A 26569-nucleotide genomic window follows, 5' to 3' on the forward strand; every position below is an offset into this window, starting at 1 on the left:
CGGCCCAAATTGCTAAGCAGTGCCGAATTTCAATTCCGGAGAAGTTTCATGGCTGACGAAAGCCCTGCAGAAAACACCGCCGCACAGGCAGCCCCTCAGATCCAGATGCGCGTTCTGGGACAGTTCATTCGCGACATGTCCTTTGAAAACGTCATGGCGCAAAAAGGCGTCTCAGGCGACGTACAGCCCGAGATTTCAGTTCAGGTCAATCTGGACGCAAAGAAACGCACGACCGAGCACCAGTATGAAGTCTCGATCAAGCTAAAACTGACATCCAAGGCCAAGGGCCTGGAAGACGTCCTGTTCCTGTGCGAAATCGACTATTGCGGCCTGTTCCACGTGGAAGGTGTGCCCGAGGATCAAATGCATCCGTTCCTGATGATCGAATGCCCGCGCATGCTGTTCCCGTTCCTGCGCCGCATCGTCAGCGACATCACCCGCGACGGTGGCTACCCGCCGGTCAACCTGGATAACATTGATTTCGTGGCACTTTATCGCAACGAACTGGCGCGCCGTCAGGCCGCCGCTCAAGAGCAGAAAACTGACGCCTAAGGTTTTGGTCCGCGTCTGGTTCGAGTCAGGCGCGGGCCCACAGGGCGTTCTCGCCCAGCTTCTCGACAAATTTCTGATGCGCTGCGCGCTCATCCTCGGTGATCCGGGATGGCAGGGCATCGGGTCGCGCTGTCGGGCGCCATTCCTCACCAACGCCAGACGCTGCACTTGCCGACGTTGACAATCCAAAGTCGGGCTGACGGCCTCCGATCAGCTCCAGATACACTTCGGCCAGAATTTCCGAGTCAAGCAGCGCGCCGTGCAGCACCCTGTTTGAGTTATCGATGCCAAACCGGCGGCACAACGCATCCAACGAAGCGGGTGATCCCGGAAACCGCTTACGCGCAATGGCCAGCGTGTCGATTGCCTGATCCATCGGGATCAGCGACACCCCCATCCAGCCCAGTTCGGCGTTCAGAAACTTCATGTCGAACGAAGCGTTGTGGATCACCAGCTTGGCGTCACCCACGAATTCGCGAAACCCTTGCCCAACCTTGGCAAAGACAGGTTTGTCCTTCAGCGTGACTTCGCCTTTTTCCGGCGGGCGTGGGTTTTCCAGCAGGTCGGGGCCGATGCCATGCACACCAAATGCCTCTTCCGGCATAGAACGCTCGGGGTTGATGTAGACGTGATAAGTTTCTCCTGTGGCTACGTGGTTCCACAGCTCAACCGCGCCGATCTCGACGATCCGGTCGCCGCTTTCGGGATCAAACCCTGTGGTCTCGGTATCGAGTACAATCTCACGCATCTGCCAACCCTGCCCGTATCTGCCTGACGATATCCTGCACCTGCGCGCGAGCATGGTCCAGAGTATCCGTGACAATCACGAAATCCGATCGCGCGCATTTCTCTTCGTTTGGCATTTGCTTGGAGCGAATCTGCTCAAACTGCGCCTCATTCATCGTGCCGCGCGCCATGACCCGTCTTTTTTGTTCTTCAGCAGAGATTGAAACACAAGCAACAGCATCCATCGCCGCATCACCACCGGTTTCAAACAACAGCGGAATGTCGAATACCAAGATATCGGCGGACGACGAAGAACGAAATGAGGCGCGATCCGCCGCTACCAGAGGGTGTACGATTTTTTCTATTGTTTTTAGCGCGTCAGGATTATCCGCAATGATTTGCTTCAATGCATCCCGGCTGACCGCATCCTCGGCAATGGCGGTAGGAAACGTAATCCGCATGGGCTCAACCGCCGCACCGCCTTTTGTATAGAGCCGATGCACCGCAGCATCCGCATCCCAAAGCGCACAGCCTTCATCTGCAAGCATCTGAGCGGTCGTACTCTTGCCCATACCGATTGATCCGGTGAGCCCCAGCGCAAAACTCATGCCAAGGCCGCCGCGCGGGTTTCAGCGTCCACTTCGGGGCGAACACCGAACCAGCGTTCAAACCCGGGAACAGCTTGATGCAGCAACATTCCCAGCCCGTCGACCGTTGTACATCCAACCTCTTCCGCCTGTTTTAACAGATGCGTTTGAAGCGGCGCGTATACCAGATCGGTGACAACAGCGCCGGGTTGCAATCCATCCAGTGGAACGCGTAACTCTGGCTGCCCTTGCATACCCAAAGACGTGGTGTTCACGACCAGTTCTGCGTCTTCGATCACATTTCCCGCCTGCACCCAGTCAACGACCGTAATCCGTTGGCCGAACTCTTCCTTCAAATGATCCGCACGGGTGCGGGTGCGGTTGGTCAACAGGATTTCAGGCACTCCGGCTTCTGCCAGCGCTTGAAGCACCGCCCGCGCAGCACCGCCCGCACCAAATACAACCGCAGGCCCATCCTGCGGGTTCCAATCGGGCGCACCGCTGCGAAGATTGGCCATGAACCCGTAGCCATCCGTATTATCCGCGTGAATTGAACCATCCTCGCGGAATACAAGCGTATTTGCCGCCCCGATGACTGAGGCACGATCCGAGACATGATCCGCCAACCGCAAAGCAGCCTCTTTATGCGGTACGGTCACGTTGGCCCCAACAAACCCAGCCTTGGGTAGTGTCCTCAGAACGGTTTCCAGGTCGGCCGGGGCGACATCCATTGGGATGTAGTGCCCCACCAATCCATAGGTTTTCAGCCAATGCCCGTGCAGTTTTGGCGAGCGGGAATGTGCGATGGGTTGCCCAATCACGCCGGCCAGAGGAACGCGATGCTCAGTCATTGATCGATCACTCCCTTCAAGGCCAGAAAATTGAGCAGCTCTAACAGGGGCATACCCAAGACGTTAAAGTAGTCGCCGTCAATGGTGGCAAACAGGCGCACGCCTTCTTCTTCCAGTTTATAAGCCCCCACTGCGTGCCGAATACTGTCCCAGTTCCGCGCCACGTAATCACGTAAATAAGCATCCGAGCTGGCCCGCATCCGCAAACGCACCTGACCGACTTGCCGCCAGATGGGCTCACCATCCTGATAGATCACCGCCGCCGACAGCAACATATGTCGCTTGCCGCGCATTGCTTTAAGCTGCGCCAGTGCTTTTTCGGGTGTTTCCGGCTTCGACAGCATCTGACCTTCGAAATCCAGAACCTGATCGCAACCCAGAACCATAGCGCCGCGCACTTTGTCACTGATCTTACGTGCTTTCATTTCGGCAAGCGCATCGGCAACATCACGGGGCGAAGCTCCCTCAGCCATCAGGGCGCGTTTGGCTGTGTCTTCATCCACCCGCGCGATCTGAACCGAAAACGGGACGCCTGCGTTTCTGAGCAACTGCGCGCGGATCACGGACCCTGAGGCAAGGACTATGGGGACAGTCATGTGGAAAACCCCGTGTGCAAATCAATGAGTAGTCTCGAATGGTTTGTATGGCTTTCCGGTTGACACGCAACCCCGGGAATTTGGCGCAAGACTTCCCCGAGTCGCCCGGATCCTGTCCAGACGGGACAAGGATAAGTTGGAATACTCGGATAAGCATCCCGTCCCGGATTGTTCCAATGGTTATCCACAATTCAGCCTGAACTTTTATCTCATAATTTATTGTTATTAATCATTTTTTTACTTGATCAACAGATTCTGCGCCGATGTGCTTCACTTTTTCCACCTGGGGAAAAAGGCAGGACAAAAAAGTAATCCACCGAATTTGACCTCCCTACAAAACCATCATCCTTTTTCTTTCTTATTTTTTTTATTAGGAGGGGTTCAGGTAAGCCCGGAATACCCAATGACCGATATTCTTTTCGCAATATACCCTTGGGTGAAATCGCTGCACATCATGGCCGTGATTTCATGGATGGCTGGTTTATTCTATCTGCCCAGATTGTTCGTGTATCACGTTGAAAAGGCGCAAGCCGTAGAGGGTGCGCAACAGATTTTCTTTGAAATGGAAGAAAAGCTGCTGCGTGTGATCATGCGCCCCGCAATGGTCGTGGCCTGGATTTGCGGGCTGATCATGGTTTTCACGCCTGGTATTGTCGGATGGGATTGGAGCTGGCCGTGGGTCAAAGGCGCAGCAGTGATCGGCATGACATGGTTTCACCATTGGCTTATGGCTCGGCGCAAGGACTTTGCTGAGGGGCGAAATAAGCTGACTGGGCAGCAGTACCGCATGATGAATGAGGTTCCGACCGTTTTAATGGTTGTTATCGTTCTAGCGGTCGTTGTGAAGTTCTGAGGGCCTGTTTGACTCTTCTTAGGTAAGCGCTTATCTAACGCGTAACGCGCCCGTCCGGGCGAGGTATCTTCCGTTCTGAAATTCCACTCTGGTGCCGCGATCCAAGCGGCCGAGGTTCGTATCATCATGACAACTGAATCCCTGAATCTGGCCGATCTGAAGGCCAAAAGCCCCAAAGACCTTCTGGCCATGGCCGAGGAGCTTGAGGTCGAAAACGCCTCAACCATGCGCAAGGGCGAGATGATGTTTCAGATTCTGCGCGAACGTGCGGATGAGGGCTGGACCATCGGCGGCGACGGCGTGCTGGAGGTTCTACAAGACGGGTTCGGGTTTCTGCGCTCGCCCGAGGCGAACTATCTACCCGGACCGGATGACATCTATGTTTCGCCTGATATGATCCGCAAGCATTCGCTGCGCACCGGAGATACGGTTGAAGGTGAGATCAAAGCGCCCGATGAAAACGAGCGTTACTTTGCGCTGACCAACGTCACCAAGATCAACTTTGAAAATCCGGACAAGGCCAAACACAAGATTCTGTTCGACAACCTGACGCCTCTGTATCCGGATGAGCGTCTAAAGATGGAAATCGAAGATCCGACCATCAAGGACAAGTCTGCTCGCGTGATCGATTTGGTTTCGCCGATTGGTAAAGGTCAGCGATCGCTGATCGTGGCACCGCCGCGGACTGGTAAGACGGTGATCCTGCAGAACATCGCGCATTCCATCGAACAGAACCACCCGGAGTGTTATCTGATTGTCCTGCTGATCGACGAACGCCCGGAAGAGGTGACTGACATGCAACGCTCGGTGAAGGGTGAAGTTGTGTCTTCGACCTTTGATGAACCCGCGACTCGCCACGTGGCCGTGTCGGAAATGGTCATCGAAAAGGCTAAGCGCCTGGTCGAACATAAACGAGATGTTGTTATTCTACTCGATTCGATAACAAGACTTGGTAGGGCATTCAACACTGTGGTGCCATCTTCGGGTAAAGTTCTGACCGGTGGTGTGGATGCAAATGCCCTGCAACGGCCCAAGCGCTTCTTTGGTGCTGCGCGGAACATCGAAGAAGGTGGTTCGCTGACCATCATCGCCACCGCCCTGATCGATACCGGCAGCCGCATGGACGAAGTGATCTTCGAAGAATTCAAGGGCACTGGTAACTCGGAAATCGTTCTGGATCGTAAGATTGCAGACAAACGCGTGTTCCCGGCAATCGACATCCTCAAATCCGGCACCCGGAAAGAGGATCTGCTGGTCGACAAGGGCGATTTGGCCAAGACATTCGTTCTGCGCCGCATCCTCAATCCGATGGGCACAACAGATGCAATCGAGTTCCTGTTGTCGAAGTTGAAACAAACTAAGACGAACGGCGAGTTCTTCGATTCAATGAACACCTGACAAGGTGCTGGCACTGACGCGGGGGCTATCAATGGATACGATATTCGCCCTGGCCAGCGCCCAGGGCAAAGCAGGCGTGGCTGTGATCAGGCTTTCTGGTCCGCAGGCATATGCCTCCGCCAATGAGTTGTCTGGCGGGGGCCTGCCAAGGCGTGGAATGACAGTACGAACACTCTGCGCGTCGGATGGATCGCGGTTGGATGAGGGCTTGGTTCTGACGTTTCAGGCCCCGTCCAGCTTTACCGGCGAAGACGTGGCCGAGCTTCAGATTCACGGAAGTATGGCGTCAGTCAACGCTGTGCTGACCTCTCTTTCGGATATGGACGATCTTCGGCTGGCCGAACCTGGTGAGTTCACGCGTCGTGCACTGGAAAACGGCAAGATGGATCTGGCGCAGGTCGAAGGCCTTGCTGATCTGATTGATGCAGAAACCGAAGCACAACGGAAACAAGCACAGACGATTTTGGCTGGTGCTTTGGGCACATTGGCAGAAAGTTGGCGGCGTGATCTGATCCGCGCGGCCTCCTTGTTGGAAGCCGTGATTGATTTTGCTGATGAAGAGGTGCCGACAGATGTATCACCTGAGGTTCGGACGTTGATCTCTGGTGTGATGGCCGAATTGACCCAAGAAGCCAAAGGTGTTCGGATCGCCGAGCGCATTCGCACCGGCTTTGAGGTCGCCATAGTTGGTCTTCCGAACGCAGGAAAATCGACCTTGCTGAATGCGTTGGCAGGGCGGGAAGCCGCAATCACCTCAGAATATGCCGGGACAACCCGCGATGTAATCGAAGTTCGCATGGATTTGGACGGACTGCCTGTCACGCTGTTGGATACGGCTGGTTTGAGACAGACCGAAGATCACGTTGAAAACCTTGGAATTGAACTGGCGCGCAAGCGGGCAGAGGCCGCTGATTTGCGGGTGTTTCTGACGGATGACCCTGATCACTTAGGTGTGCCGAGGCAGACGGAAGACATTCATGTTCTGCCAAAATCTGACCTACGTGGGCCTTCTGCCGGCGGCATATCAGGGAAAACCGGGCAGGGGATTGACCAGCTGATAGACAACATATCGCGTGTATTGATAGCCCAAACTGCTAGTCATGGTATTGCAACGCGGGAACGCCATCGCGTTGCGATGACAAAAGCAGCTGACTCTCTTGCCGCTGCGCAAGCTGTTCTGGAATCAGGCCCAGATATGTATGATATAGCTGCTGAAGAACTAAGGACGGCCATTCGGTCGCTTGAGTCTCTGGTTGGCAGGATTGATGTCGAGACCCTTTTGGATGAAATCTTCGCAAGTTTCTGTCTGGGAAAATAGGGAGTGTTTCACGTGAAACATTCGAAATTTGATGTTGTCGTTATCGGTGCCGGACATGCAGGTGCAGAAGCCGCACATGCTGCAGCACGGATGGGTGCGAACACAGCACTAGTCACTCTTTCCGAACGGGACATCGGTGTCATGTCTTGCAATCCAGCAATAGGTGGGTTGGGCAAAGGGCATCTAGTCCGCGAGATCGATGCACTAGATGGCGTAATGGGGCGCGTGGCGGACCGTGCCGGTATTCAGTTTCGTCTATTGAATCGGCGTAAAGGACCGGCCGTTCAAGGGCCGAGGGCGCAGGCGGATCGAGCCCTTTATCGGGCAGCAATGGCGGGGGAAACGCAAAAACAAGACAATCTGTCGGTGATTACCGGGGAAGTGGTTGATTTCCTAATGGATGGCGACCGCGTCACCGGTGTTAAACTGGCAGATGAATCCGAGGTCCCCGCGCAGACAGTTATCCTGACGTCGGGTACATTTCTGCGCGGCGTGATCCACATAGGGGACGTTTCAAAACCAGGTGGCCGCTTGGGGGATCGCCCATCGATCAGGCTGGCTGAACGCCTTGATGCCTTTGATTTGCCTACGGCACGACTAAAAACAGGTACGCCACCGAGGTTGGACGGACGAACCATAAATTGGGATATACTTGAACGACAGGATGGCGATGCAGAGCCAACACTGTTTTCATTCATGTCCCAAGCGGTGACGGCGCCGCAAATCGCCTGTGGAATAACTCATACCAATGCTCAGACGCACGGAATAATCGAGAAAAATCTATCGCGATCAGCAATGTATGGAGGTCATATTGATGGTGTTGGTCCCAGATATTGCCCTTCAATCGAAGACAAAATCGTCCGATTTGCGGAAAAAGAGTCACACCAGATATTTCTGGAACCGGAAGGCGTGCGGGATCATACGGTGTACCCAAACGGGATTTCAACGTCTTTGCCCGAAGATGTACAAGTCGAATATGTCCAATCCATCATAGGATTGGAAAACGCGGTAGTCTTACAACCCGGATACGCGATTGAATACGACTACGTTGACCCGCGCGTTCTATCTGCGTCTTTGTCTGTGCCCGATGTTCCTGGTCTATATCTTGCAGGACAGATCAATGGGACCACAGGATATGAGGAAGCGGCCGCGCAAGGCCTCGTTGCGGGTTTGAATGCAGCTCTGGAAACACAGGGGCGTGCGCCAATACATTTTACACGCTCAGACAGCTATATTGGCGTAATGATAGACGATTTGACTACTCGAGGCGTTGCCGAGCCTTATCGGATGTTCACATCCCGTGCAGAGTTTCGCCTATCACTTCGCGCTGACAACGCAGATCAAAGACTGACCCCGATTGGCGAACAGCTGGGCTGTGTGGGTGAGCACCGCCGCAAGGTTTTTGCTGAGAAATCAGAAAAGCTTGTAAAAGCAAAGAATAAACTGACAGAGACCACATATACGCCAAAGCAAATTCGCGAAGCTGGTATCAGCGTAAATCAAGACGGAAACCGGCGCGATGGAATGGCGGTTCTTGCTTTTCCAGAAGTATCGTTTGAAGACATGGTTTTACTCGAACCCGATCTACAGAATACAGACGATGAAATTCGCCGTCAGGTCGAGCGCGATGCTTTGTATGCAAACTATATTGCGCGCCAACAACGGGATGTCGAAGCAATGAAGCGCGATGAGGCGCATGAAATTCCTCGGGATTTCAATTATTTTGCGCTTGATGGTCTGTCGAATGAAATGAAGCAAAAGCTATCGCAGGCGAAGCCTGCGAATATTGCGCAGGCGAGTCGGGTTGAAGGTGTCACACCTGCGGCTTTAACCCTCGTCCTGGCGAAGCTCAGGCGCGATGTGAAAGCCAGAAAAGCATGAGTTATCAGAACGCCGTTTCTGCGGAGGCTCTGGATGTTTCACGTGAAACATTCGAACGCCTGGTGATCTATGTATCTCTGCTTGAAAAATGGAACCCAAAAATCAATCTGGTTTCAAGAAATAGTCTTGAAGAGATTTGGATTCGCCATATCAAAGATTCAATTCAAGTTTTTCAGAACGCAGATCGCGTAGATCATTGGGTGGATTTAGGCAGCGGAGGCGGCTTTCCTGGCATGGTCTGCGCCATCATGGCAATTGAATTTGCACCTGAAACGCGTTTCACATTAGTCGAAAGCGACCAACGTAAATCCGCATTTCTTCGAAGTGTGACCAGAGAGAGTGGCGCCAATTGTTCCGTGATCTCTCGTCGAATTGAAGCCATTGATCCCTTGCATGCGGACGTGCTTTCAGCTCGGGCTCTGGCTGATTTGACCACTCTAATGTCATTTTGTGACAGGCATTTAAGTAAAAACGGTACAGCGTTGTTGCCAAAAGGCGCAACCTGGAAAAAAGAGCTGGAAGATGCGCGCAAAGAATGGAAATTCGAGGCTGAAGCCATTAAGAGTTCAACAGAACCCCAAGCCGTTATCCTGAAAATCAAAGGAGTTGCACGTGGTTGATCTGTCTCGTCCTGCTGGGCCTCGGATTATCGCGGTTGCCAATCAAAAGGGCGGGGTCGGGAAAACCACTACAGCGATCAATCTCGCAGCCGGATTGGCCGAGGCCGGATGCAAGGTTCTTGTGGTCGATCTCGATCCTCAGGGAAATGCCTCTACGGGTCTAGGGGTCGAAGATCGCGACTGGACGACATATGATCTTCTTCTCGACGATGCACCATTGGAAGCTGTGGTGCAGGAGACCGAGATCGGTAATCTTTTTGTGGTTCCGGCGACCGTAGATCTCAGCTCGGCAGATATTGAGCTGATCTCGAATGAAAAGCGCAGTTATTTGCTGCATGACGCGCTTCGACAGACTGCAATTGATGCCTTCAATCTGGACTTTGTGCTGATTGATTGTCCGCCGTCCTTGAACCTGCTCACCGTAAACGCAATGGTAGCAGCGCATTCCGTCCTTGTTCCATTGCAAAGTGAGTTCTTTGCGCTGGAAGGGCTGTCACAATTGATGTTGACCATTCGCGAGGTTCGTCAGACCGCTAATCCTGACCTCAGAATCGAAGGTGTTGTGTTAACGATGTATGACAACCGCAACAACTTGTCCCGTCAGGTCGAAAAGGATGCGCGTGACAATCTGGGTGAGATGGTATTTAAAACCAAGATACCCAGAAATGTGCGGGTCAGCGAGGCACCATCTTACGCGCTTCCTGTGCTGCAATATGATTCGGGTTCGCTTGGGGCGATGGCGTACCGGCATTTGGCCCGAGAGGTTATGCACAAGAACAACAAGATAGCCATTTAAGTGGCCGTGAGGAGGGCAACATGAATGCCAGGAAAGGAAAACCCCGAGGATTAGGTCGCGGGCTATCTGCGTTGATGGCTGATGTCGCACCAGAAGCTGACGGTCGGATTGTATCTGAACCCCGCCGTCCGGATCTCACGGTACCGATCGAAAAACTGCAGGCGAACCCAGATCAGCCGCGCCGCCGTTTCGCGCAAGAGCAATTGGATGAGCTTGCGGCCTCGGTCAAGGAAAAGGGTATTATCCAGCCGCTGATTGTCCGCAGCATCGATGGCGGCCAATACGAAATCGTTGCGGGTGAACGGCGCTGGCGTGCTGCGCAGATGGCGCAACTGCATGATATTCCAGTTATTGTTCGCGAATTTGATGACACCGAAGTGCTTGAGGTCGCGATTATCGAGAACATTCAGCGCGCAGATCTGAACGCGGTGGAAGAGGCGGCAGGCTTTAAGCAATTGATGGATCGATTTGGTCACACGCAAGAAAAGCTGGCCGAAGCGCTTGGTAAAAGCAGAAGCCATATCGCTAATCTGCTGCGTCTTTTGTCACTCCCATTGGACGTGCAATCCCTTGTAATAGAAGGAAAATTATCCGCCGGTCATGCAAGGGCGTTAATCACGGCAGAAAACCCATCGGAGCTGGCGAAACAGGTGGTTCGTGAGGGCCTTTCGGTGCGTGCGACCGAGGCATTAGTGAAAAAGCAGCAAGGTGGGACGGATAAGCCGGCTCCGAAATCCAGAAATCTGAATGCTGGGAAGGACGCAGACACCCGAGCACTTGAAAAGGATTTGTCTGCGATTCTGGCGATGAAGGTGACGATCAACCATAAGGCCGGATCTGAATCCGGGCAGGTTGTGTTGGCTTATGAGAACCTGGATCAGTTGGATGATCTGTGCGCAAAGCTCAGCCGTTAGGTCGGGTCCAGATAAAGAGCATCACAGCGCTGAGCACAATGGCCTGAATGATCAGGACGTGAGAAGGAACCGACAGTAGAACCGATAAGCCAAATACGGCGGCAACCGAAAGGGTGGCCGCCTTTTTTGCGCCGGGTCTGATTGCGCCAGAGCTTTGCCAATCGACGATCATGGGGCCAAAGGTTCGATGGCTCAGCAACCAGTTATGCAGCCGTGACGATGAGCGAGCAAAAAAGAACGCGGCCAACAGAAGAAATGGCACCGTCGGCAGCAGCGGCATAGCGACTCCGATCATGGCAAGCGCAACGCATAATAACCCCAATCCGGCCCAGAGAAATTGCATCTGTTACTCCAACAGCTCTCGGATTACCGCGTTGAGCACGGCGCGCCCGTTTGAAGTGGCGCGCAATTGATTGCGATCAAGGGTTAGCATGCCCAGATCGATCAGCGAATCAAGTTTGTCATGCGAAAGCTCTTCACCTGCAAGCAGAGTGTATCTGTCTATATTTAGGCCCTCGACCAAACGTAGACACATCATAAGGTATTCTGAGGCTTGTTCACGTTGGCTAAGCTCGAACCGATTGCTTTCGCCGTGCCCATTGGAGGCAGCCGTCAGCCATTTGTTTGGTGAAAGATGAGTTTCCGTCGCGAATTTCCGGCGATCCAGGGTGATCCGACCGTGTGCGCCGGGTCCAATACCGATGTAGTCACCATAGCGCCAATAGATGAGGTTATGCCGTGATTCCGCTCCGGGCCGGGCGTGGTTTGAGATCTCATAGGCAGGCAGCCCATGCGCTTCGCAGATTTCCTGCGTCGCCAGATACATATCCGCAGCGTTGTCATCCTCGGGCAAACCGCGCAGCTTGCCCAGGGCATAGCGATCACCAAACGCCGTGCCTTCCTCAATGGTCAGTTGGTATAGCGACAGGTGATCAACTGCCATCGATAGGGCTTCGGTCAGCTCAGCACGCCAGGCGTCCAGAGTTTGATGCTGGCGGGCATAGATCAGATCAAAGCTCACACGGTCAAAGCAAGAGCGCGCGATATCGAAGGCAGCGCGAGCCTCGGCAACCGTGTGAATGCGCCCCAGACGACGCAGGTCATCGTCGTTCAAGGCCTGAACACCCATCGAGATGCGGTTCACGCCCGCATCATGATAGGCCGCGAACCGCCCGGCCTCGACCGAGCCTGGATTGGCCTCAAGCGTGATTTCCATATCGTTGGCCGATCGCCAAAGGGCGCGGGCCTTGTCGATGATGGTGGCGACGGTCTCGGGGGCCATCAGTGATGGAGTTCCGCCGCCAAAGAAGATTGTGTTCAAAACCCGGTCAGGAGTTTCGATGGCCGAGCGGCTCAGTTCACTAAGATAACACTCAAGCCATTGTTTTTGATTAATATTCTTGGAAACGTGGCTGTTGAAATCGCAATAGGGGCACTTGGCCTCGCAAAAGGGCCAATGCACATAAAGGCCAAAGCCCCCGTTTCGCCAATCATCCGCCAAAGCAGCCTTTCACGAACATCTCCACCGCGCGCCCGCGATGGCTGATCTTGTTCTTTTCCCATCGATCCATTTCGGCAAAGGTAATGTCGTGCCCCTCAGGGACAAACATCGGGTCATAGCCGAACCCGTCCTTGCCACGGATCGGCCAAGTCAGGTGACCGGGCGCGACGCCCTCGAACACTTCGTCATGCCCGTCGGGCCAGGCCAGAACCAGAGTGCAGCGAAACTGGGCCATACGCGGGAGGGGGGCGTCTTTCGCCTCTAGCTCATTATGGGCGCGAGTCATCGCCATCAGGAAATCGCGGCCACTGCTGGTTTCGGCCCAATCGGCGGTGTAAACACCGGGTGCGCCATCCAATGCATCGATGGTGATCCCGGAATCGTCCGACAAGGCAGGTAGGCCGGTCGCCTTTGCAGCTGCGTGGGCCTTGATCCGGGCGTTACCGACGAAAGTGTCCTCGGTCTCTTCCGGTTCGGGCAGGTTCATTTCGCCCGCGCCGACAACCGTTACGCCAAAGGGCTCAAGCAGATGCGCCATCTCCTCGAGCTTGCCTTTGTTGTGGGTGGCGACCAGCAGTCGATCACCTTCGAACCTGCGAGTCATGCGGTTGCAGCTTTCTGGGCAGCAGCAAGTTCACCCACGCCTTTCTCGGCCAGGTCCATCAGTTGATCCATTTGCGCGCGGCTGAAAACGGATCCTTCGGCGCTCATCTGCACTTCGATCAGCTTGCCCGAGCCGGTCATGATGAAATTGCCGTCAACGCCAGCTTCGCTATCTTCGGGATAGTCCAGATCTAGCACGGGCTGACCGGCATAAATTCCGCATGAAACGGCGGCAACAGGGTCTAATAAAGGGTCAGAGATCACATCGCCTGTTTTCATCAGCTTGTTCACAGCCAGACGCAGCGCCACCCAACCGCCAGTGATCGAGGCACAGCGGGTGCCGCCGTCGGCTTGAATGACATCGCAGTCAACAGTGATCTGCCGTTCTCCCAAGGCAACCCGGTCTACACCGGCGCGCAAAGCGCGGCCGATAAGGCGCTGGATTTCCACGGTGCGTCCGCCTTGCTTGCCGCTGGCAGCCTCGCGCCGCATCCGCGTATTGGTCGCGCGGGGCAGCATGCCATATTCAGCGGTGACCCAGCCCAGGCCCGAGCCCTTTATAAAAGGCGGCACCCGATCCTCAATTGTGGCGGTGCACAGCACATGCGTGTCGCCCATCTTGATCAGGCAAGAGCCTTCGGCATGTTTGGTGAACCCCGTTTCAATTGAAACGGCGCGCATTTCGTTTAGATCACGTCCTGAGGGTCGCATGAGAAATCCTTTATCTGCTGGGTTGGGGATACCGTCCTGCGGCGTTACGATGCAAGCCCGATTGACCTTTCATTTGCCTGCGATTTAATGACGATCCAGCAGAGGGCCGCCGATGAGCGAAGCAAGCAAAATTCTGGATGAGATGAATGACCGGTCGCGCGAGGTGTTCCGGTTGATTGTCGAAAGCTATCTGGAAAGCGGTGAACCCGTGGGCAGCCGGACTCTGACGCGCACATTGTCCGAGAAAGTCAGTGCTGCGACCGTACGCAATGTGATGCAGGATCTTGAATTTCTGGGTTTGCTCGACAGTCCGCATGTCAGCGCTGGTCGAATTCCAACACAGCAGGGGCTGCGCATGTTCGTGGACGGATTGCTGGAAATGGGCGATCTGGGTGCGGATGATCGGCAGAAGCTGGACGAAACACTAGGCTCTAACGCAGGCGATGTGGGTGGTATGCTCGATCGCGTCGGCGCGGCGCTATCACACGTGACACAAGGGGCTTCGCTGGTTCTGACGCCAAAGCATGAGGCCGAGATCAAGCATATCGAGTTCGTCTCGCTTGGTCATGACCGGGCCTTGGTGGTTTTGGTGTTTTCGGACGGGCAGGTAGAAAACCGGCTGTTTACACCTCCGCCTGGACAGACGCCAAGCTCGATGCGCGAGGCGGCCAATTTCCTGAATGCACTGATCGAAGGTCGAACGCTTGGCGAAGTGCGGCGGCAGATGCTGTCACAGATCGACGCGCGGAAACAGGAAATCGATGTTCTGGCGCGTGAGATGGTCGAGAGCGGCATTGCCGCTTGGGACGGGGACGGCGGCGACTCGGCCCGGCTGATCGTGCGCGGGCGTGCGAATCTGTTAAATGAGCCGGGTCAGGCAGAAGAACTTGATCGAATCCGCACCCTGTTTGACGACCTTGAACGCAAACGCGATATCGCCGAATTCCTTGAATTGACCGAAGAAGGCGAAGGTGTGCGCATTTTTATTGGCTCTGAGAACAAACTTTTCTCACTTTCGGGTTCCTCTTTGGTGGTGTCTCCATATATGAACGCTGATCGTAAGATAATCGGTGCGGTTGGGGTCATTGGACCCACACGTCTGAATTACGGGCGAATCGTACCAATCGTGGATTATACGGCGCAACTGGTCGGCAAGCTGATTTCCGACCGGAGCTAGAGGGTAAGAGATGGCAGAGCCCAAGAACGAAGATTTTCTGGACGACATCATGTCCGCCGAGGCGGAAGAGTTTGCCGAGGATTTTGCTGAGATCAGCGATGAGGCGCTTGAGGTCGATCAACTGCGTGCTGAGCGCGATGATTACAAAGACAAGTTCATGCGTGCGCTGGCCGATGCCGAAAATGCGCGCAAGCGTGGCGACAAGGCGCGTCGGGATGCGGAACAGTATGGCGGGTCAAAACTGGCCCGCGACATGCTTCCGGTTTACGACAATATGAAACGCGCGCTTGAGGCCGCGACGGATGAGCAGAAAGAGGTTGCTGCCGGCTTGCTGGAAGGTGTCGAGTTGACCATGCGCGCGCTGAAGGATGTGTTCCAGAAGCATGGGATTGAGGTGATTACGCCTCAGGTCGGGGACAGGTTCGACCCGAATGTGCATGAGGCGATGTTCGAGGCCCCTGTGCCCGGAACCAAGGCCGGCGACATCATTCAGGTGTCGGCAGAAGGCTTCATGCTGCACGACAGGTTGTTGCGACCGGCGCAGGTTGGGGTGTCGTCAACGCCCGCAAGCTGAACAGTTCCTGGGTCAACCGGGTTCGAGGCGGTCAGGATCTGGCCGCCTCTTTCAGTTTGTAGATCAAGTCCAAGGCTTCGCGGGGGCTGAGTTCATCTGGAAGGATGGTTTCCAGCATATCAGCAACGGGCGAGGTTTTTGGCGCAGGGGGAGGCGGCGGCGCAGCTGAAAACAGGGGCAGATCGTCGATCAGTGCTTTCTGCTTACCGCCTTCACGTTCGGTTTTTTCTAATTGATCCAACACGATACGGGCGCGGTCCACGACCGAGGCGGGCAAGCCAGCCAATTGTGCAACCTGGACGCCGTAAGACCGATCGGCAGCGCCTTTATGTACCTCATGCAGAAAGATGACTTCACCCTCCCATTCTTTGACTGCAACGGTCGCGTTTTCTACACCGTTCAGACTTCCAGCGAGTGCAGTTAATTCGTGGTAGTGGGTGGCGAACAATGCGCGGCATTGGTTTGCCGCGTGTAGGTGTTCAAGTGTGGCCCAGGCGATGGAAAGGCCGTCATAGGTGGCGGTGCCCCGGCCGATCTCGTCCAGGATGACGAGCGCGCGGTCGTCGGCCTGATTCAGAATAGCTGCGGTTTCGACCATTTCGACCATAAAGGTCGAGCGGCCCCGCGCCAGATCGTCTGACGCTCCGACGCGGCTGAACAATTGACTGACTAATCCGATTTGCGCCCGTTCCGCCGGAACATAGCTGCCCATCTGCGCCAGTAGGGCGATCAGCGCATTCTGGCGCAGGAAGGTTGATTTACCGGCCATGTTGGGACCGGTTAGCAACCAAATTGCAGCGCCTGCATCGGCGCTCAGATCGCAGTCGTTAGCGATGAAAGCATCGCCGCTTTGCTGCCTCAGGGCATGCTCGACCACCGGGTGACGGCCTCCTTTGATGTCGAATGCGCGTGACCCGTCGACCTTTGGACGGCACCAGCTTTCGCCGCGAGCCAGATCGGCGAGTGCAGTGGTTAAATCCAGCTCAGCCATCCCGCGCGCGGCCTGATTTAGCCGTGCGGCAATATCCAGAATAGCCCCAGAAAGCCTTTGATAGAGCCGTTTTTCGATCTCTAACGCGAGATTTCCGGCATTCAGAATCTTTGTTTCGATCTCGGACAGCTCCACTGTGGTGAAGCGCACCTGATTGGCGGTGGTTTGGCGGTGGATATAAGTCTCGCTAAATGGCGTGTTCAACATTTTCTCGGCATGGGTTGCCGTGGTCTCGATGAAGTAGCCAAGCACATTGTTGTGTTTGATCTTCAGTGACGTGATGCCGGTATGCTCCGCGTATTTCTGTTGGAAACCTGCGATGACCGAACGGCCTTCGTCACGCAAGGTGCGCGCTTCGTCCAATTCGGTATCAAACCCGGGGGCGATAAAGCCGCCATCGCGGGCCAGCAAGGGTGGATCGGCAACCAATGCTTCGTCCAGCAAAGCCAACAGATCGTCAAATCCGACAAGGTTCTGGACGGCAGTGGCCAGCAGAACAGGCAGATCCTGTGAGGCACAGGTTTCGGCGATTGTTGCGGCTTGTTCCAATCCATTGCGGATAGCGGCCAGATCACGCGGGCCGCCTCGATCCAGCGAAAGACGAGACAGAGCGCGATCCAGATCGGGTGTTTTGCGTAAAGCTTCGCGCAGATCTGAGGCGATCAGGCTATCTTCGACCGCTAAAGATACCGCGTCCAGTCGGGCGTGGATCACATCCAGATTACGCGAGGGGCTGGACAGTCGCTGTTCCAGAAGTCTTGCGCCACCTGGCGTTACTGTTCGGTCGACCACGGACAGCAGCGACCCGGCGCGCCCACCAGACAGCGACCGGGTCAGTTCCAGATTGCGTCGCGTTGCGGCGTCGATCTGAACCACGCGATCCTCGGATTCCTTCAGGGGAGTTTGCAGCAGGGGCAGTTTGCCCTTTTGCGTGATCTCCAGATAATCGATCAGCGCGCCCATGGCCGAAACCTCGGCGCGCCCGAAGTTCCCGAATGCATCCAGAGCGCCCACGTGAAACAACCCGCAGATGCGTTTCTCGGCTGCAGCGCTGTCAAAACTGGCGCGTCCGACAGGCGTAAGCGATACGCCAAGGTCCATGACGGTTTCATGCAGCTTTTCCTCGGACCCATCGGCCACGATCAGCTCAGATGGGGCCAGCCGAGCGAGTTCGGGGCTCAACCGGATTGACGTCAGCGGCATCACGTGAAACGCACCGGTTGAGATATCGGCCCAGGCCAGTGCGGCTTCGTCCCGAACCTCGGCATAGGCGGCCAGAAAGTTGTGCCGCCGCGCCTCTAGCAGGGCATCTTCGGTCAGTGTGCCGGGCGTCACCAGACGCACAACACCGCGCTTTACCACCGATTTAGAGCCTCTTTTCTTGGCTTCCGCCGGGCTTTCCATCTGCTCGCAGACCGCGACGCGGAATCCTTTGCGGATCAGGGTCAGCAAGTAGCCCTCGGCAGAATGCACCGGCACGCCGCACATCGGGATATCGTCGCCATTGTGTTTGCCGCGCTTGGTCAGCGCGATATCCAACGCCTCAGCCGCGTTCACCGCATCCTCGAAGAACATCTCGTAGAAGTCACCCATGCGATAAAACAGCAGGGCATCTGCATGAGCCTCTTTGATCTCAAGGTACTGCGCCATCATCGGCGTGACTGTGGACAAATTCGGTCCCCTTCTGGCGTGTTCCGGGCGCGACCTTACAAATCCCGCATCTTCAGTAAAAGGTGAAAACTCATTCTCGTTGAGGCGCGGCCCCGCCTGCGTTATGAGGCAAAAGCCCCAAAGTCATGGAAACGACCTGTAAGATGCCCAAAGCGAAGATCACCAAAGAAGAGGCGCTGGCCTTTCACCTAGACCCGACCCCCGGCAAGTGGGAGGTGCAGGCCACCGTACCCATGACCACGCAGCGCGATCTTTCGCTGGCCTACAGCCCTGGCGTTGCGGTTCCCTGTGAAGCCATCGCTGAAGCACCAGAGACGGCGTATGACTATACAAACAAAGGCAATCTGGTTGCCGTGATCTCGAACGGTACCGCCGTTCTGGGCCTTGGAAATCTGGGTGCGCTGGGCTCAAAACCGGTGATGGAAGGCAAATCGGTCCTGTTCAAGCGGTTCGCTGATGTGAACTCGATCGATATCGAGCTGGATACCGAAGACCCTGACGAGTTCTGTCGCGCTGTGCGCCTGATGGGTCCGACCTTTGGCGGTATCAATCTGGAAGATATCAAAGCACCCGAATGTTTCATCATCGAACAACGCTTGAAGGAAGAGATGGATATCCCGGTCTTCCACGATGATCAGCATGGCACAGCAGTGATTTGTGCGGCGGGCCTGCTTAACGCATTGCACATCTCGGGCAAAAAGATCGAAGATGTAAAAATCGTCCTGAACGGGGCTGGCGCTGCAGGAATTGCCTGTATCGAACTGCTCAAGGCCATGGGTGCACGGCATGAGAATTGCATCGTCTGCGACACCAAAGGCGTGATTTATCAGGGCCGGACCGAGGGCATGAACCAGTGGAAGTCGGCCCATGCCATCACGACTGATCTTCGCACTTTGGAAGAGGCCATGAAGGATGCGGATGTATTTCTGGGCGTGTCGGTCAAAGGGGCGGTGACACAAGACATGGTCGCCAGCATGGCTGACAATCCGGTGATTTTCGCCATGGCGAACCCTGACCCGGAAATCACCCCGGAAGAGGCGCACGAGGTGCGCGTTGATGCGATCGTCGCGACGGGCCGTAGCGATTATCCGAATCAGGTGAATAACGTTCTGGGTTTTCCTTACCTGTTCCGCGGTGCGCTGGATATTCATGCCCGTGCGATCAATGACGAGATGAAAATCGCCTGCGCCCATGCTCTGGCGCGATTGGCACGTGAAGATGTTCCGGATGAGGTTGCCATGGCCTATGGCAAGTCGCTGACTTTTGGGCGCGACTACATCATTCCAACGCCTTTTGATCCGCGCCTGATCCACCGTATCCCGCCTGCGGTTGCCAAGGCTGGTATGGATACCGGCGCGGCGCGACGTCCGATCATCGATATGGACGCTTATGAGCTGAGCCTGAAATCCCGCATGGACCCGACGGCCAGCATCCTGCGCGGCTTGAACGCGCGGGCGCGTCAGGCGCAAAGCCGGATGATCTTTGCCGAGGGAGACGATCCGCGCGTATTGCGCGCGGCCGTAATGTACCAACGCTCGGGCTTTGGTAAGGCTCTGGTTGTGGGCCGGCCAGACGACGTAAAGGTAAAGCTCGAATCCGCTGGTCTTGGGGACGCGGTGCGTGAAATTGATGTGGTGAATGCCGCCAATACCGCGCATCTCGAGGCCTATAAGGATTTTCTGTATCAGCGCCTGCAGCGTAAGGGCTTTGATCACAAAGATATTCACCGCCTCGCTGCACGGGATCGGCATGTGTTTTCGTCTCTGATGCTGGCGCATGGCCATGCGGATGGTCTGGTGACCGGGGCCACACGCAAGTCGGCGCACGTGCTGGACCGTATCAACCATGTGTTTGACGCCGATGCCGCCCATGGCGCGGCTGGGGTTACCGCGTTGCTGCACAAAGGACGGATTGTCTTGATTGGTGATACGCTGGTGCATGAATGGCCGGACGAGAACGATCTGGCCAATATCGCTGAACGCGCCGCAGCCGTGGCGCGCCACATGGGGCTAGAGCCCCGGGCGGCCTTTGTCAGTTTCTCGACCTTCGGTTACCCGGTGTCTGAACGTGCTGAGAAGATGCACCGCGCCCCGGCGGTGCTGGACGAGCGCGGCGTCGATTTCGAGTACGAGGGCGAGATGACGGTTGATGTCGCCCTGAATGTTGATCAGCAGGAAGCCTATCCGTTCCAACGTCTGACCGGACCAGCCAATATCCTGATTGTTCCTGCACGACACTCGGCCTCGATTTCGACCAAACTGATGCAGGAAATGGGCGGCGCCACCGTGATCGGCCCGATCCTGTCCGGCGTCGACAAGCCGATCCAGATCTGTTCGACGGTCTCGACCGCAAATGACATTCTGAACATGGCCATCCTGGCCTCCTGCGATATCGGGTAAATCATGACAATCTGGAACCTTGGCTCAATCAACGCGGATATGGTCTATGCCCTGCCGCATTTGCCCGAAGCGGGTGAGACACTGGCGGCCAGTGGGCTACAGAGGTTTCTGGGTGGCAAGGGCGCCAACATGTCTGTGGCGTCTGCACGAGCCGGATCGCGGGTATCCCATATCGGCGCGGTGGGCTCGGATGGCCTTTGGGCGCGGGATCGGCTGACCGAGTATGGCGTTGACACGCGGCATATTGCCGAGGTGGATGTGCCGACAGGTCACGCCATCATCGCAGTAGATGCGCAGGGTGAAAACCTGATCGTTCTGTATCAAGGCGCCAACCATGCCATCTCGAACGACCAACTTGGGCAGGCGTTGTCCTCGGCTGTTTCAGGTGATCTGCTGGTGATGCAGAACGAAACCAATGCGCAGATTGAGGCCGCTAAACTAGGTTGCGAAATGGGGCTGACTGTCTGCTACGCCGCCGCCCCATTTCAGGCAGACGCAGTTCAAGCGGTTCTACCGTATCTGGATTTTCTGATCCTCAACGAAGTCGAGGCCGAGCAATTGCAGGATGCAACGGGTCTCGCCCCTTCAGACCTGCCGATCGAACATGTGATCGTCACCTTTGGCTCAAAAGGTGCGCGCTATTATCAGCAAGATCATCAACCCCAAGCGTTTCAGGCCCATAAGGTCAACGCTGTGGATACCACCGGGGCAGGTGACACATTCACCGGCTATGTGTTGGCTGGAATGGACCGGGGTATGCCGATGGCGCAGGCGATTACCCAAGCAAACCGTGCCGCGGCCCTGATGGTCACGCGGCACGGCACTGCAGATGTCATTCCTGATCTGAAAGAGGTGCGCGAAGCGCAGTTTGACTAGGACCCCGCAAAGGGCGCTTCGTTGCCCCACAATTGTTTGACCCGCGCATCGCGACCGCAGGCTTCGCGGTAGGCCTTATAGGCGTTCTTTTGGCGCTTGGGGCCAAAGCGGGTCAATACCAGCTTGCTACCCTTGTAATAATCCTGGTGATACGCCTCGGCTGGAAAAAACGTTCCGGCTTGCAGGATCGGCGTGACCACAGTCTGCCCCAGCGCGTTTTGTGCGCTGGTCTTGGCTTGCTGTGCCTGCGCCTTTTCCCCTTTGTTAGAGACGAAAATTGCTGTGCGATAGCTGTCGCCGCGATCGCAGAACTGGCCGCCCGCATCCGTGGGATCGACTGAGCGGAAGAACATGTTCAGCAAGGTTGCACGGGAAACGCGGGCGGGATCGAAGGTGATCTGGACCGCCTCGTAATGCCCCGTTCCGCCTTTTGAGACCTGATCATAGGTGGGGCTATCCGTCTTGCCACCGGTATAGCCCGAGACCGCGCCGATCACGCCGGGCACGGATTCGAAATCGGATTCCACACACCAGAAACAGCCACCGGCGACTGTTAGCGTTTCAGTGCCAGCGGCCGGAGCAGGTAAGGCGCGCAGCATTGCTGCCAACAAGATCAGCACAAAAAGAAGTGAAGGTTTCAGGCAATCAAGGTAAGTGATCCGGGTCATGGCAGGTCTCCTTCCGAAACCAAGCTGCCCGCAGATTTTTGCGCTTGCAATGCGCTGACATGATTTGTCACGCGCTGGTGAGACGAGTTTATCAGCCCAGCAGTTGCCCCAGCTTCATCGCAACACCCATGTTGCCCGAGATTTTCAGCTTGCCCAGCGCAACCCCGGTCATTGGGTTCAGCTTACCGGTCAGCAACTTAGAGAGGTTCTCGCGCGAGATGCGGATGGTGCAGTCTGTGTCCCGATCCTGGGTTGAGGCAGTATTCTCCGCCAGAACGATCACACCCTCATCACCACAATCGAACTTAAGCGATCCGTCAAAGCTTTTGCCGTTCAAACCCTTTTGAATTCCGTCGGCGATGTCTTGCAGCATTATCCGTCCTTCCCTGGTTGACGTTTGCGTAAAGACAATTTCCTGATCCGAGCAAGCCCGACCCGACGGAAACCGGGCAAAGAAAAACCCCGGTGCCTGATCAGACACCGGGGCCAGATCTAAAATTCTGAACGCTTACTTGCTCAGCCGTTTGTCACGCGCGGCCAGAAGCTTCAGGCGCAGTGCGTTCAACTGGATGAAGCCTGCCGCATCTTTCTGGTCATATGCACCGGCGTCTTCCTCAAAGGTCACGTGCGCCTCGGAGTACAGCGAATGATCCGACCAGCGGCCCACGGTTGAGGCAAGACCTTTGTACAGTTTCACGCGAACGGTGCCGGTGACATGCTCTTGCGACTTGTCGATGGCCGCCTGCAGCATCTCACGCTCGGGGCTGTACCAGAAGCCGTTATAGATCAGCTCGGCATATTGCGGCATCAACTGGTCTTTCAGGTGCATCGCGCCACGGTCCATGGTGATGGATTCGATGCCGCGATGGGCCTCCAGCAGGATGGTACCGCCAGGGGTTTCATAGATGCCGCGCGACTTCATACCGACAAAGCGACCTTCGACCAGGTCGAGACGGCCAATGCCGTGCTTGCCGCCATATTCGTTCAGCTTGGTCAGGATGGTGGCGGGGCTCATCGCCTCGCCATTGATGCTGACCGCGTCGCCTTTTTCAAAGCCGATCTCGATGAATTCCGGCTCGTTCGGCGCATCCTCGGGGTGGACGGTGCGCTGATAGACATAGTCTGGTGCCATATCGGCGGGGTCTTCCAGCACTTTGCCCTCGGACGAGGTGTGCAGCAGGTTGGCATCGACCGAGAACGGGGCCTCACCACGCTTGTCCTTGGCGATCGGGATCTGGTTCGCCTCGGCAAATTCCAACAGCTTGGTACGGCTGGTCAGGTCCCACTCACGCCACGGCGCGATCACCTTGATTTCGGGATTCAGTGCGTAAGCAGCCAGTTCAAAACGAACCTGATCGTTGCCCTTGCCAGTCGCGCCGTGGGCCACAGCGTCAGCACCGGTCGCTTCGGCGATCTCGACCAGACGTTTCGAGATCAGAGGGCGCGCAATCGACGTACCCAGCAAATACAGCCCTTCGTACTGTGCATTGGCGCGGAACATCGGGAAGACGAAATCGCGGACGAATTCCTCGCGGATGTCTTCGATATAGATGTTCTCGGGTTTGATCCCCAGCAGCTCGGCTTTCTTGCGGGCGGGTTCCAGTTCCTCGCCCTGACCCAGATCGGCGGTGAAGGTCACGACCTCACAGCCATACTCGGTCTGCAGCCATTTCAGAATGATCGAGGTATCAAGGCCACCGGAATAGGCCAGAACAACTTTCTTGGGCGCGGACATCTGATTTCCCTTTGTACGTAGAACGACTGGCCCCTAGCGGGTTTTGGACGTGGGGGCAAGCGGCGTGCATTGACGCAGGGCGGGAATTGCGGTGAAACGGGCGGATAGAGAACAAGGATTGGTTGAGAGGGCGGTTTCATGCTGGGGCTGGAGATTTTCGTACATTCGGTGAAGATGGTTTTGAGGAACCTGACGCAGGCGCTACAGATTTCAGTCGTACCGGCGCTCATTGGCGGCTTTTTAGCCATCGGCCTGTTCTTCCTGTTTGGCATCCCTTTCGAAGAATTCAACAGTGAAACCAATGGCTTCCCTGAAGGCGTAACGGCCGCGTCCTTCACCGGATTTCTGCTCTGCCTTATGGCCGTTGTCTTTGGGGTCATGCTGTGGATTGTCGTGTCGTGGCACCGTTTCGTTCTACTTGAGGAATATCCAAGCGGTTTGGTTCCGCCTTTCAGGTTCGACCGTGTGCTCGCCTATTTCGGACGCCTTCTGATGCTCGGCCTAATCGCTCTTATCATCATGATACCGGGAGCGCTGATCATGGGCATGATGGCGCAATCCTCTGTGGCGCTGGGAGTTCTGGTTTGGCTGGGTTTGATCATCTTTCTCACGATCGGATTCTATCGGGCCTCCCCGATTTTACCCGGCGCAGCGATCGGAAAACCAATAAAGCTGTCTGAAGCGTGGCAAGCAACCTCGGGCGCAAGCGGAGCCATCGCACTTCTGGTTGTCTTGTCCATTCTCTTCCAAATATTGCTTCAGCTACTGGCGTCTTTGCTGCTTTTCGTCCCGATCATAGGTGTCTTGATTGTCTTGTTTGCGAGCATGCTGATCGTCCCCTTGATCAATGTCAGTATCCTGACGACGATCTATGGTGTGTTCATCGAAAAGCGCGAGCTGGCCTAAGCCCGTACACATATGTATTCCTTGCCCTTTCGACGATGATGGGGCAGGGAATCCAACATGACTGATTTCACGACCCGCGCCCGCGCTGCCGAAAAGGCAATGCGCTCAGTGTTTCCGGCAACTCCGTTGCAGCGGAACGCCCATCTGTCCGACCGTTACGGCGCGGATATCTGGCTCAAGCGCGAAGACCTCAGCCCGGTGCGGTCGTATAAAATCCGCGGTGCGTTCAATGCGATGCGCAAGCAGCAGGGGCAGGACCTATTCGTTTGCGCCAGCGCTGGCAACCATGCGCAGGGCGTGGCCTATATGTGTAAGCATCTGGGTGTGCGGGGTGTGATCTTCATGCCGGTGACCACGCCGCAGCAGAAGATCCAGAAGACGCGCATTTTCGGCGGCGACAATATCGAGGTTCACCTGATCGGTGACTATTTCGATGACACGCTGGCTGCGGCGCAAAGCTGGTGCGCAGAACAGGGCGGATATTTCCTGTCTCCGTTCGATGATGCGGATGTGATTGAGGGGCAGGCCTCATTGGCGGTTGAGATCGAAGAGCAATTGGGCCGAGTGCCCGATCATGTAATTCTGCCGGTCGGCGGCGGCGGTATGTCTTCGGGGGTGGCGACCTGGTTCGGGGACCGGGCGCATTGCCTGTTCGTGGAACCGGCCGGCGGGGCGTGTTTGCGCGCGGCGCTGGCAGCGGGGCACCCGGTGGCGCTGGATCATGTGGATACATTTGTCGATGGCGCAGCAGTAGGCCGGATTGGTGAGAAACCGTTTGAATTGCTGAAATCGCGGCATCTGTCGGATGTGCTGACTTTGTCCGAAGACCGCATCTGTACCACCATGATCGAGATGCTGAATGTCGAGGGCATCGTTCTGGAACCTGCCGGTGCGTTGGCGGTTGAGGCTGTGGGTGACGTGCAAAGCTTTGTGCGTGGCAAGACGGTGGTCTGTGTCACCTCGGGCGGGAACTTCGATTTCGAGCGTTTACCAGAGGTCAAAGAACGTGCGCAGCGCTATTCCGGGGTGAAGAAATATTTCATCCTGCGCCTACCGCAGCGCCCCGGTGCCCTGAAAGAATTTCTGGGTATTCTGGGGCCCGAAGACGATATCGCACGGTTCGAATACATGAAGAAATCGGCGCGCAACTTTGGCTCGGTCCTGATCGGAATCGAAACGCGAAAGCCTGAGAACTTCATGCGCCTGTTTGCGCATCTGGATGAAGCCGGGTTCACTTATACGGATATCACCGAAGACGAGACGCTGGCACAGTTTGTGATCTAGCGCAGGTTTTCGGCCAGACCGGCCTGAAACAGTTTTTTCGACTCGTCGTAGGCCGCGATAATCGCCAGCAAATCAACGGCGGCGCTTTCACCTGCGGCTGCGCGTCGCTCACCGTCTTGGCACAGTTTCGAGAAACTATCAAAGCCAAGACTCAGCGCGCTGCCCTTCAGGAAATGTAGGTTCTGTTCGATCTCGGAGCGGGCAGTGTCATCGCGTAGCTTAGTGATAACTTCCTGAACCTCGTCCAAAAAGATTTCGACAACCTCGGTGAACTCGTCTGCGCCGACTTCATCACGTAACTGTCTGACTCTGGACCACTGAATCATGCCACCCTCTTGCGGTTGCATATTGTTAGACCGTCGCGGGTAAAGATGGGGTTAA

At 55.8% G+C, this 26569-nt stretch carries 27 protein-coding genes; 14 read left to right on the forward strand and 13 right to left on the reverse strand.

Annotated elements, in window-relative coordinates:
* Nucleotides 1-48: 48 nt before the first annotated feature.
* Nucleotides 49-552 (forward strand): protein-export chaperone SecB, encoded by a 504-nt coding sequence (gene secB / locus ACR0KC_RS20155; RefSeq protein WP_170399455.1) that lies wholly within the window; start codon nucleotides 49-51, stop codon nucleotides 550-552.
* 25 nt (nucleotides 553-577) lie between these two features.
* Here the strand turns inward: secB and dnaQ are convergent, their stop codons facing one another.
* From dnaQ to ACR0KC_RS20175, 4 genes are read right to left on the reverse strand one after another with little or no spacing between them, the layout of a single operon-like run.
* The gene (dnaQ, locus tag ACR0KC_RS20160; RefSeq protein ID WP_170515530.1) at nucleotides 578-1300 is read right to left on the reverse strand and encodes a DNA polymerase III subunit epsilon; all 723 of its coding nucleotides are present in this window, start codon (nucleotides 1298-1300) and stop codon (nucleotides 578-580) included.
* Nucleotides 1293-1886: a dephospho-CoA kinase gene (gene coaE / locus ACR0KC_RS20165; protein ID WP_480707496.1), complete on the reverse strand. Its 594-nt coding sequence runs from the start codon at nucleotides 1884-1886 to the stop codon at nucleotides 1293-1295. The genes dnaQ and coaE overlap by 8 nt, the downstream gene beginning before the upstream one ends.
* A complete protein-coding gene (locus ACR0KC_RS20170) occupies nucleotides 1883-2716 on the reverse strand; it encodes a shikimate dehydrogenase (RefSeq protein WP_170515525.1) in 834 nt (277 codons plus the stop codon). The genes coaE and ACR0KC_RS20170 overlap by 4 nt, the downstream gene beginning before the upstream one ends.
* Nucleotides 2713-3312 carry a Maf family protein gene (locus tag ACR0KC_RS20175; RefSeq protein WP_480707497.1) on the reverse strand — a complete coding sequence of 200 codons (600 nt, stop codon included), beginning with the start codon at nucleotides 3310-3312 and terminating at the stop codon, nucleotides 2713-2715. Before ACR0KC_RS20175 ends, ACR0KC_RS20170 begins: the two co-directional genes overlap by 4 nt.
* 403 nt (nucleotides 3313-3715) lie before the next feature.
* Here ACR0KC_RS20175 and hemJ point away from each other — a divergent pair, with 403 nt between their 5' ends.
* The 7 genes from hemJ to ACR0KC_RS20210 all read left to right on the forward strand — a co-directional run bounded on the left by hemJ (nucleotide 3716) and on the right by ACR0KC_RS20210 (nucleotide 11092).
* On the forward strand, nucleotides 3716-4165 hold the full coding sequence (gene hemJ, locus ACR0KC_RS20180; protein ID WP_480707498.1) for a protoporphyrinogen oxidase HemJ: 450 nt from the start codon (nucleotides 3716-3718) through the stop codon (nucleotides 4163-4165).
* Nucleotides 4166-4291: 126 nt separating this feature from the next.
* The gene (gene rho / locus ACR0KC_RS20185) at nucleotides 4292-5563 is read left to right on the forward strand and encodes a transcription termination factor Rho (protein ID WP_170399438.1); all 1272 of its coding nucleotides are present in this window, start codon (nucleotides 4292-4294) and stop codon (nucleotides 5561-5563) included.
* Nucleotides 5564-5594: 31 nt separating this feature from the next.
* Nucleotides 5595-6881: a tRNA uridine-5-carboxymethylaminomethyl(34) synthesis GTPase MnmE gene (gene mnmE, locus ACR0KC_RS20190; protein ID WP_480707499.1), complete on the forward strand. Its 1287-nt coding sequence runs from the start codon at nucleotides 5595-5597 to the stop codon at nucleotides 6879-6881.
* 12 nt (nucleotides 6882-6893) lie between these two features.
* Nucleotides 6894-8762 carry a tRNA uridine-5-carboxymethylaminomethyl(34) synthesis enzyme MnmG gene (mnmG, locus tag ACR0KC_RS20195; protein ID WP_480772192.1) on the forward strand — a complete coding sequence of 623 codons (1869 nt, stop codon included), beginning with the start codon at nucleotides 6894-6896 and terminating at the stop codon, nucleotides 8760-8762.
* Nucleotides 8759-9382, forward strand: a complete 624-nt coding sequence (gene rsmG / locus ACR0KC_RS20200; RefSeq protein ID WP_480772193.1) for a 16S rRNA (guanine(527)-N(7))-methyltransferase RsmG — start codon at nucleotides 8759-8761, stop codon at nucleotides 9380-9382. The genes mnmG and rsmG overlap by 4 nt, the downstream gene beginning before the upstream one ends.
* Nucleotides 9375-10178: an AAA family ATPase gene (locus ACR0KC_RS20205; RefSeq protein WP_170466742.1), complete on the forward strand. Its 804-nt coding sequence runs from the start codon at nucleotides 9375-9377 to the stop codon at nucleotides 10176-10178. The genes rsmG and ACR0KC_RS20205 overlap by 8 nt, the downstream gene beginning before the upstream one ends.
* A 20-nt stretch (nucleotides 10179-10198) precedes the next feature.
* Nucleotides 10199-11092, forward strand: a complete 894-nt coding sequence (locus tag ACR0KC_RS20210) for a ParB/RepB/Spo0J family partition protein (RefSeq protein ID WP_170399423.1) — start codon at nucleotides 10199-10201, stop codon at nucleotides 11090-11092.
* Here ACR0KC_RS20210 and ACR0KC_RS20215 read toward each other — a convergent pair.
* Genes ACR0KC_RS20215 through rph form a run of 4 tightly spaced genes read right to left on the reverse strand, consistent with a single transcriptional unit; the run spans nucleotide 11082 to nucleotide 13907 of the window.
* On the reverse strand, nucleotides 11082-11435 hold the full coding sequence (locus tag ACR0KC_RS20215; RefSeq protein WP_480707503.1) for a YbaN family protein: 354 nt from the start codon (nucleotides 11433-11435) through the stop codon (nucleotides 11082-11084). The genes ACR0KC_RS20210 and ACR0KC_RS20215 overlap by 11 nt on opposite strands.
* 3 nt (nucleotides 11436-11438) lie before the next feature.
* The gene (gene hemW / locus ACR0KC_RS20220; RefSeq protein WP_480571637.1) at nucleotides 11439-12593 is read right to left on the reverse strand and encodes a radical SAM family heme chaperone HemW; all 1155 of its coding nucleotides are present in this window, start codon (nucleotides 12591-12593) and stop codon (nucleotides 11439-11441) included.
* Nucleotides 12583-13197 (reverse strand): RdgB/HAM1 family non-canonical purine NTP pyrophosphatase, encoded by a 615-nt coding sequence (rdgB, locus tag ACR0KC_RS20225; RefSeq protein WP_480707504.1) that lies wholly within the window; start codon nucleotides 13195-13197, stop codon nucleotides 12583-12585. Before rdgB ends, hemW begins: the two co-directional genes overlap by 11 nt.
* Nucleotides 13194-13907 carry a ribonuclease PH gene (gene rph / locus ACR0KC_RS20230; protein ID WP_170399411.1) on the reverse strand — a complete coding sequence of 238 codons (714 nt, stop codon included), beginning with the start codon at nucleotides 13905-13907 and terminating at the stop codon, nucleotides 13194-13196. The genes rdgB and rph overlap by 4 nt, the downstream gene beginning before the upstream one ends.
* A 112-nt stretch (nucleotides 13908-14019) precedes the next feature.
* On the opposite strand from rph, the gene hrcA reads away from it, so the two are divergent.
* Nucleotides 14020-15084 (forward strand): heat-inducible transcriptional repressor HrcA, encoded by a 1065-nt coding sequence (hrcA, locus tag ACR0KC_RS20235; protein WP_170399408.1) that lies wholly within the window; start codon nucleotides 14020-14022, stop codon nucleotides 15082-15084.
* 10 nt (nucleotides 15085-15094) lie between these two features.
* Nucleotides 15095-15658: a nucleotide exchange factor GrpE gene (locus ACR0KC_RS20240; RefSeq protein WP_170399405.1), complete on the forward strand. Its 564-nt coding sequence runs from the start codon at nucleotides 15095-15097 to the stop codon at nucleotides 15656-15658.
* A gap of 31 nt (nucleotides 15659-15689) precedes the next feature.
* Here the strand turns inward: ACR0KC_RS20240 and mutS are convergent, their stop codons facing one another.
* Nucleotides 15690-18302: a DNA mismatch repair protein MutS gene (mutS, locus tag ACR0KC_RS20245; protein WP_480791481.1), complete on the reverse strand. Its 2613-nt coding sequence runs from the start codon at nucleotides 18300-18302 to the stop codon at nucleotides 15690-15692.
* Nucleotides 18303-18463: 161 nt separating this feature from the next.
* Here mutS and ACR0KC_RS20250 point away from each other — a divergent pair, with 161 nt between their 5' ends.
* Together ACR0KC_RS20250 and ACR0KC_RS20255 are read left to right on the forward strand one after the other, a co-directional pair.
* A complete protein-coding gene (locus ACR0KC_RS20250) occupies nucleotides 18464-20719 on the forward strand; it encodes an NADP-dependent malic enzyme (RefSeq protein ID WP_170664236.1) in 2256 nt (751 codons plus the stop codon).
* Between the two features lie 3 nt (nucleotides 20720-20722).
* Nucleotides 20723-21595, forward strand: a complete 873-nt coding sequence (locus ACR0KC_RS20255) for a ribokinase (protein WP_480707506.1) — start codon at nucleotides 20723-20725, stop codon at nucleotides 21593-21595.
* Here ACR0KC_RS20255 and msrA read toward each other — a convergent pair.
* The 3 genes from msrA to ACR0KC_RS20270 form a co-directional block, all read right to left on the reverse strand.
* Nucleotides 21592-22263: a peptide-methionine (S)-S-oxide reductase MsrA gene (gene msrA / locus ACR0KC_RS20260; protein ID WP_480707507.1), complete on the reverse strand. Its 672-nt coding sequence runs from the start codon at nucleotides 22261-22263 to the stop codon at nucleotides 21592-21594. The two genes, ACR0KC_RS20255 and msrA, sit on opposite strands and share 4 nt — an antisense overlap.
* Nucleotides 22264-22354: 91 nt before the next feature.
* Complete coding sequence (locus ACR0KC_RS20265) at nucleotides 22355-22636, reverse strand: SCP2 sterol-binding domain-containing protein (RefSeq protein WP_170408793.1); 282 nt, start codon at nucleotides 22634-22636, stop codon at nucleotides 22355-22357.
* Nucleotides 22637-22771: 135 nt separating this feature from the next.
* Nucleotides 22772-23998, reverse strand: a complete 1227-nt coding sequence (locus ACR0KC_RS20270) for an argininosuccinate synthase (protein WP_170426327.1) — start codon at nucleotides 23996-23998, stop codon at nucleotides 22772-22774.
* Nucleotides 23999-24136: 138 nt separating this feature from the next.
* Here ACR0KC_RS20270 and ACR0KC_RS20275 point away from each other — a divergent pair, with 138 nt between their 5' ends.
* Entirely contained in the window at nucleotides 24137-24904 is a 768-nt protein-coding gene (locus tag ACR0KC_RS20275) for a hypothetical protein (protein ID WP_170613548.1), read from the forward strand.
* Nucleotides 24905-24961: 57 nt separating this feature from the next.
* A complete protein-coding gene (ilvA, locus tag ACR0KC_RS20280; RefSeq protein WP_170399362.1) occupies nucleotides 24962-26188 on the forward strand; it encodes a threonine ammonia-lyase IlvA in 1227 nt (408 codons plus the stop codon).
* Here ilvA and ACR0KC_RS20285 read toward each other — a convergent pair.
* The gene (locus tag ACR0KC_RS20285; RefSeq protein ID WP_170426321.1) at nucleotides 26185-26514 is read right to left on the reverse strand and encodes an Hpt domain-containing protein; all 330 of its coding nucleotides are present in this window, start codon (nucleotides 26512-26514) and stop codon (nucleotides 26185-26187) included. The genes ilvA and ACR0KC_RS20285 overlap by 4 nt on opposite strands.
* Nucleotides 26515-26569 lie beyond the last annotated feature (55 nt).

The sequence above is a fragment of the Ruegeria sp. CF3 genome, assembly GCF_056537365.1.

Coding starts and splice junctions, on each gene's coding strand:
- ilvA (WP_170399362.1), top strand. CDS start 24,962: ATGACTGATTTCACGACCCGCGCCCGCGCTGCCGAAAAGGCAATGCGC.
- ACR0KC_RS20270 (WP_170426327.1), bottom strand. CDS start 23,998: ATGTCCGCGCCCAAGAAAGTTGTTCTGGCCTATTCCGGTGGCCTTGAT.
- hemJ (WP_480707498.1), top strand. CDS start 3,716: ATGACCGATATTCTTTTCGCAATATACCCTTGGGTGAAATCGCTGCAC.
- rph (WP_170399411.1), bottom strand. CDS start 13,907: ATGCGACCCTCAGGACGTGATCTAAACGAAATGCGCGCCGTTTCAATT.
- mutS (WP_480791481.1), bottom strand. CDS start 18,302: ATGATGGCGCAGTACCTTGAGATCAAAGAGGCTCATGCAGATGCCCTG.
- rho (WP_170399438.1), top strand. CDS start 4,292: ATGACAACTGAATCCCTGAATCTGGCCGATCTGAAGGCCAAAAGCCCC.
- rdgB (WP_480707504.1), bottom strand. CDS start 13,197: ATGACTCGCAGGTTCGAAGGTGATCGACTGCTGGTCGCCACCCACAAC.
- msrA (WP_480707507.1), bottom strand. CDS start 22,263: ATGACCCGGATCACTTACCTTGATTGCCTGAAACCTTCACTTCTTTTT.
- coaE (WP_480707496.1), bottom strand. CDS start 1,886: ATGAGTTTTGCGCTGGGGCTCACCGGATCAATCGGTATGGGCAAGAGT.
- ACR0KC_RS20210 (WP_170399423.1), top strand. CDS start 10,199: ATGAATGCCAGGAAAGGAAAACCCCGAGGATTAGGTCGCGGGCTATCT.
- ACR0KC_RS20275 (WP_170613548.1), top strand. CDS start 24,137: ATGCTGGGGCTGGAGATTTTCGTACATTCGGTGAAGATGGTTTTGAGG.
- rsmG (WP_480772193.1), top strand. CDS start 8,759: ATGAGTTATCAGAACGCCGTTTCTGCGGAGGCTCTGGATGTTTCACGT.
- hrcA (WP_170399408.1), top strand. CDS start 14,020: ATGAGCGAAGCAAGCAAAATTCTGGATGAGATGAATGACCGGTCGCGC.
- ACR0KC_RS20215 (WP_480707503.1), bottom strand. CDS start 11,435: ATGCAATTTCTCTGGGCCGGATTGGGGTTATTATGCGTTGCGCTTGCC.
- ACR0KC_RS20175 (WP_480707497.1), bottom strand. CDS start 3,312: ATGACTGTCCCCATAGTCCTTGCCTCAGGGTCCGTGATCCGCGCGCAG.
- ACR0KC_RS20265 (WP_170408793.1), bottom strand. CDS start 22,636: ATGCTGCAAGACATCGCCGACGGAATTCAAAAGGGTTTGAACGGCAAA.
- ACR0KC_RS20285 (WP_170426321.1), bottom strand. CDS start 26,514: ATGATTCAGTGGTCCAGAGTCAGACAGTTACGTGATGAAGTCGGCGCA.
- dnaQ (WP_170515530.1), bottom strand. CDS start 1,300: ATGCGTGAGATTGTACTCGATACCGAGACCACAGGGTTTGATCCCGAA.
- mnmE (WP_480707499.1), top strand. CDS start 5,595: ATGGATACGATATTCGCCCTGGCCAGCGCCCAGGGCAAAGCAGGCGTG.
- secB (WP_170399455.1), top strand. CDS start 49: ATGGCTGACGAAAGCCCTGCAGAAAACACCGCCGCACAGGCAGCCCCT.
- ACR0KC_RS20170 (WP_170515525.1), bottom strand. CDS start 2,716: ATGACTGAGCATCGCGTTCCTCTGGCCGGCGTGATTGGGCAACCCATC.
- ACR0KC_RS20240 (WP_170399405.1), top strand. CDS start 15,095: ATGGCAGAGCCCAAGAACGAAGATTTTCTGGACGACATCATGTCCGCC.
- ACR0KC_RS20250 (WP_170664236.1), top strand. CDS start 18,464: ATGCCCAAAGCGAAGATCACCAAAGAAGAGGCGCTGGCCTTTCACCTA.
- ACR0KC_RS20255 (WP_480707506.1), top strand. CDS start 20,723: ATGACAATCTGGAACCTTGGCTCAATCAACGCGGATATGGTCTATGCC.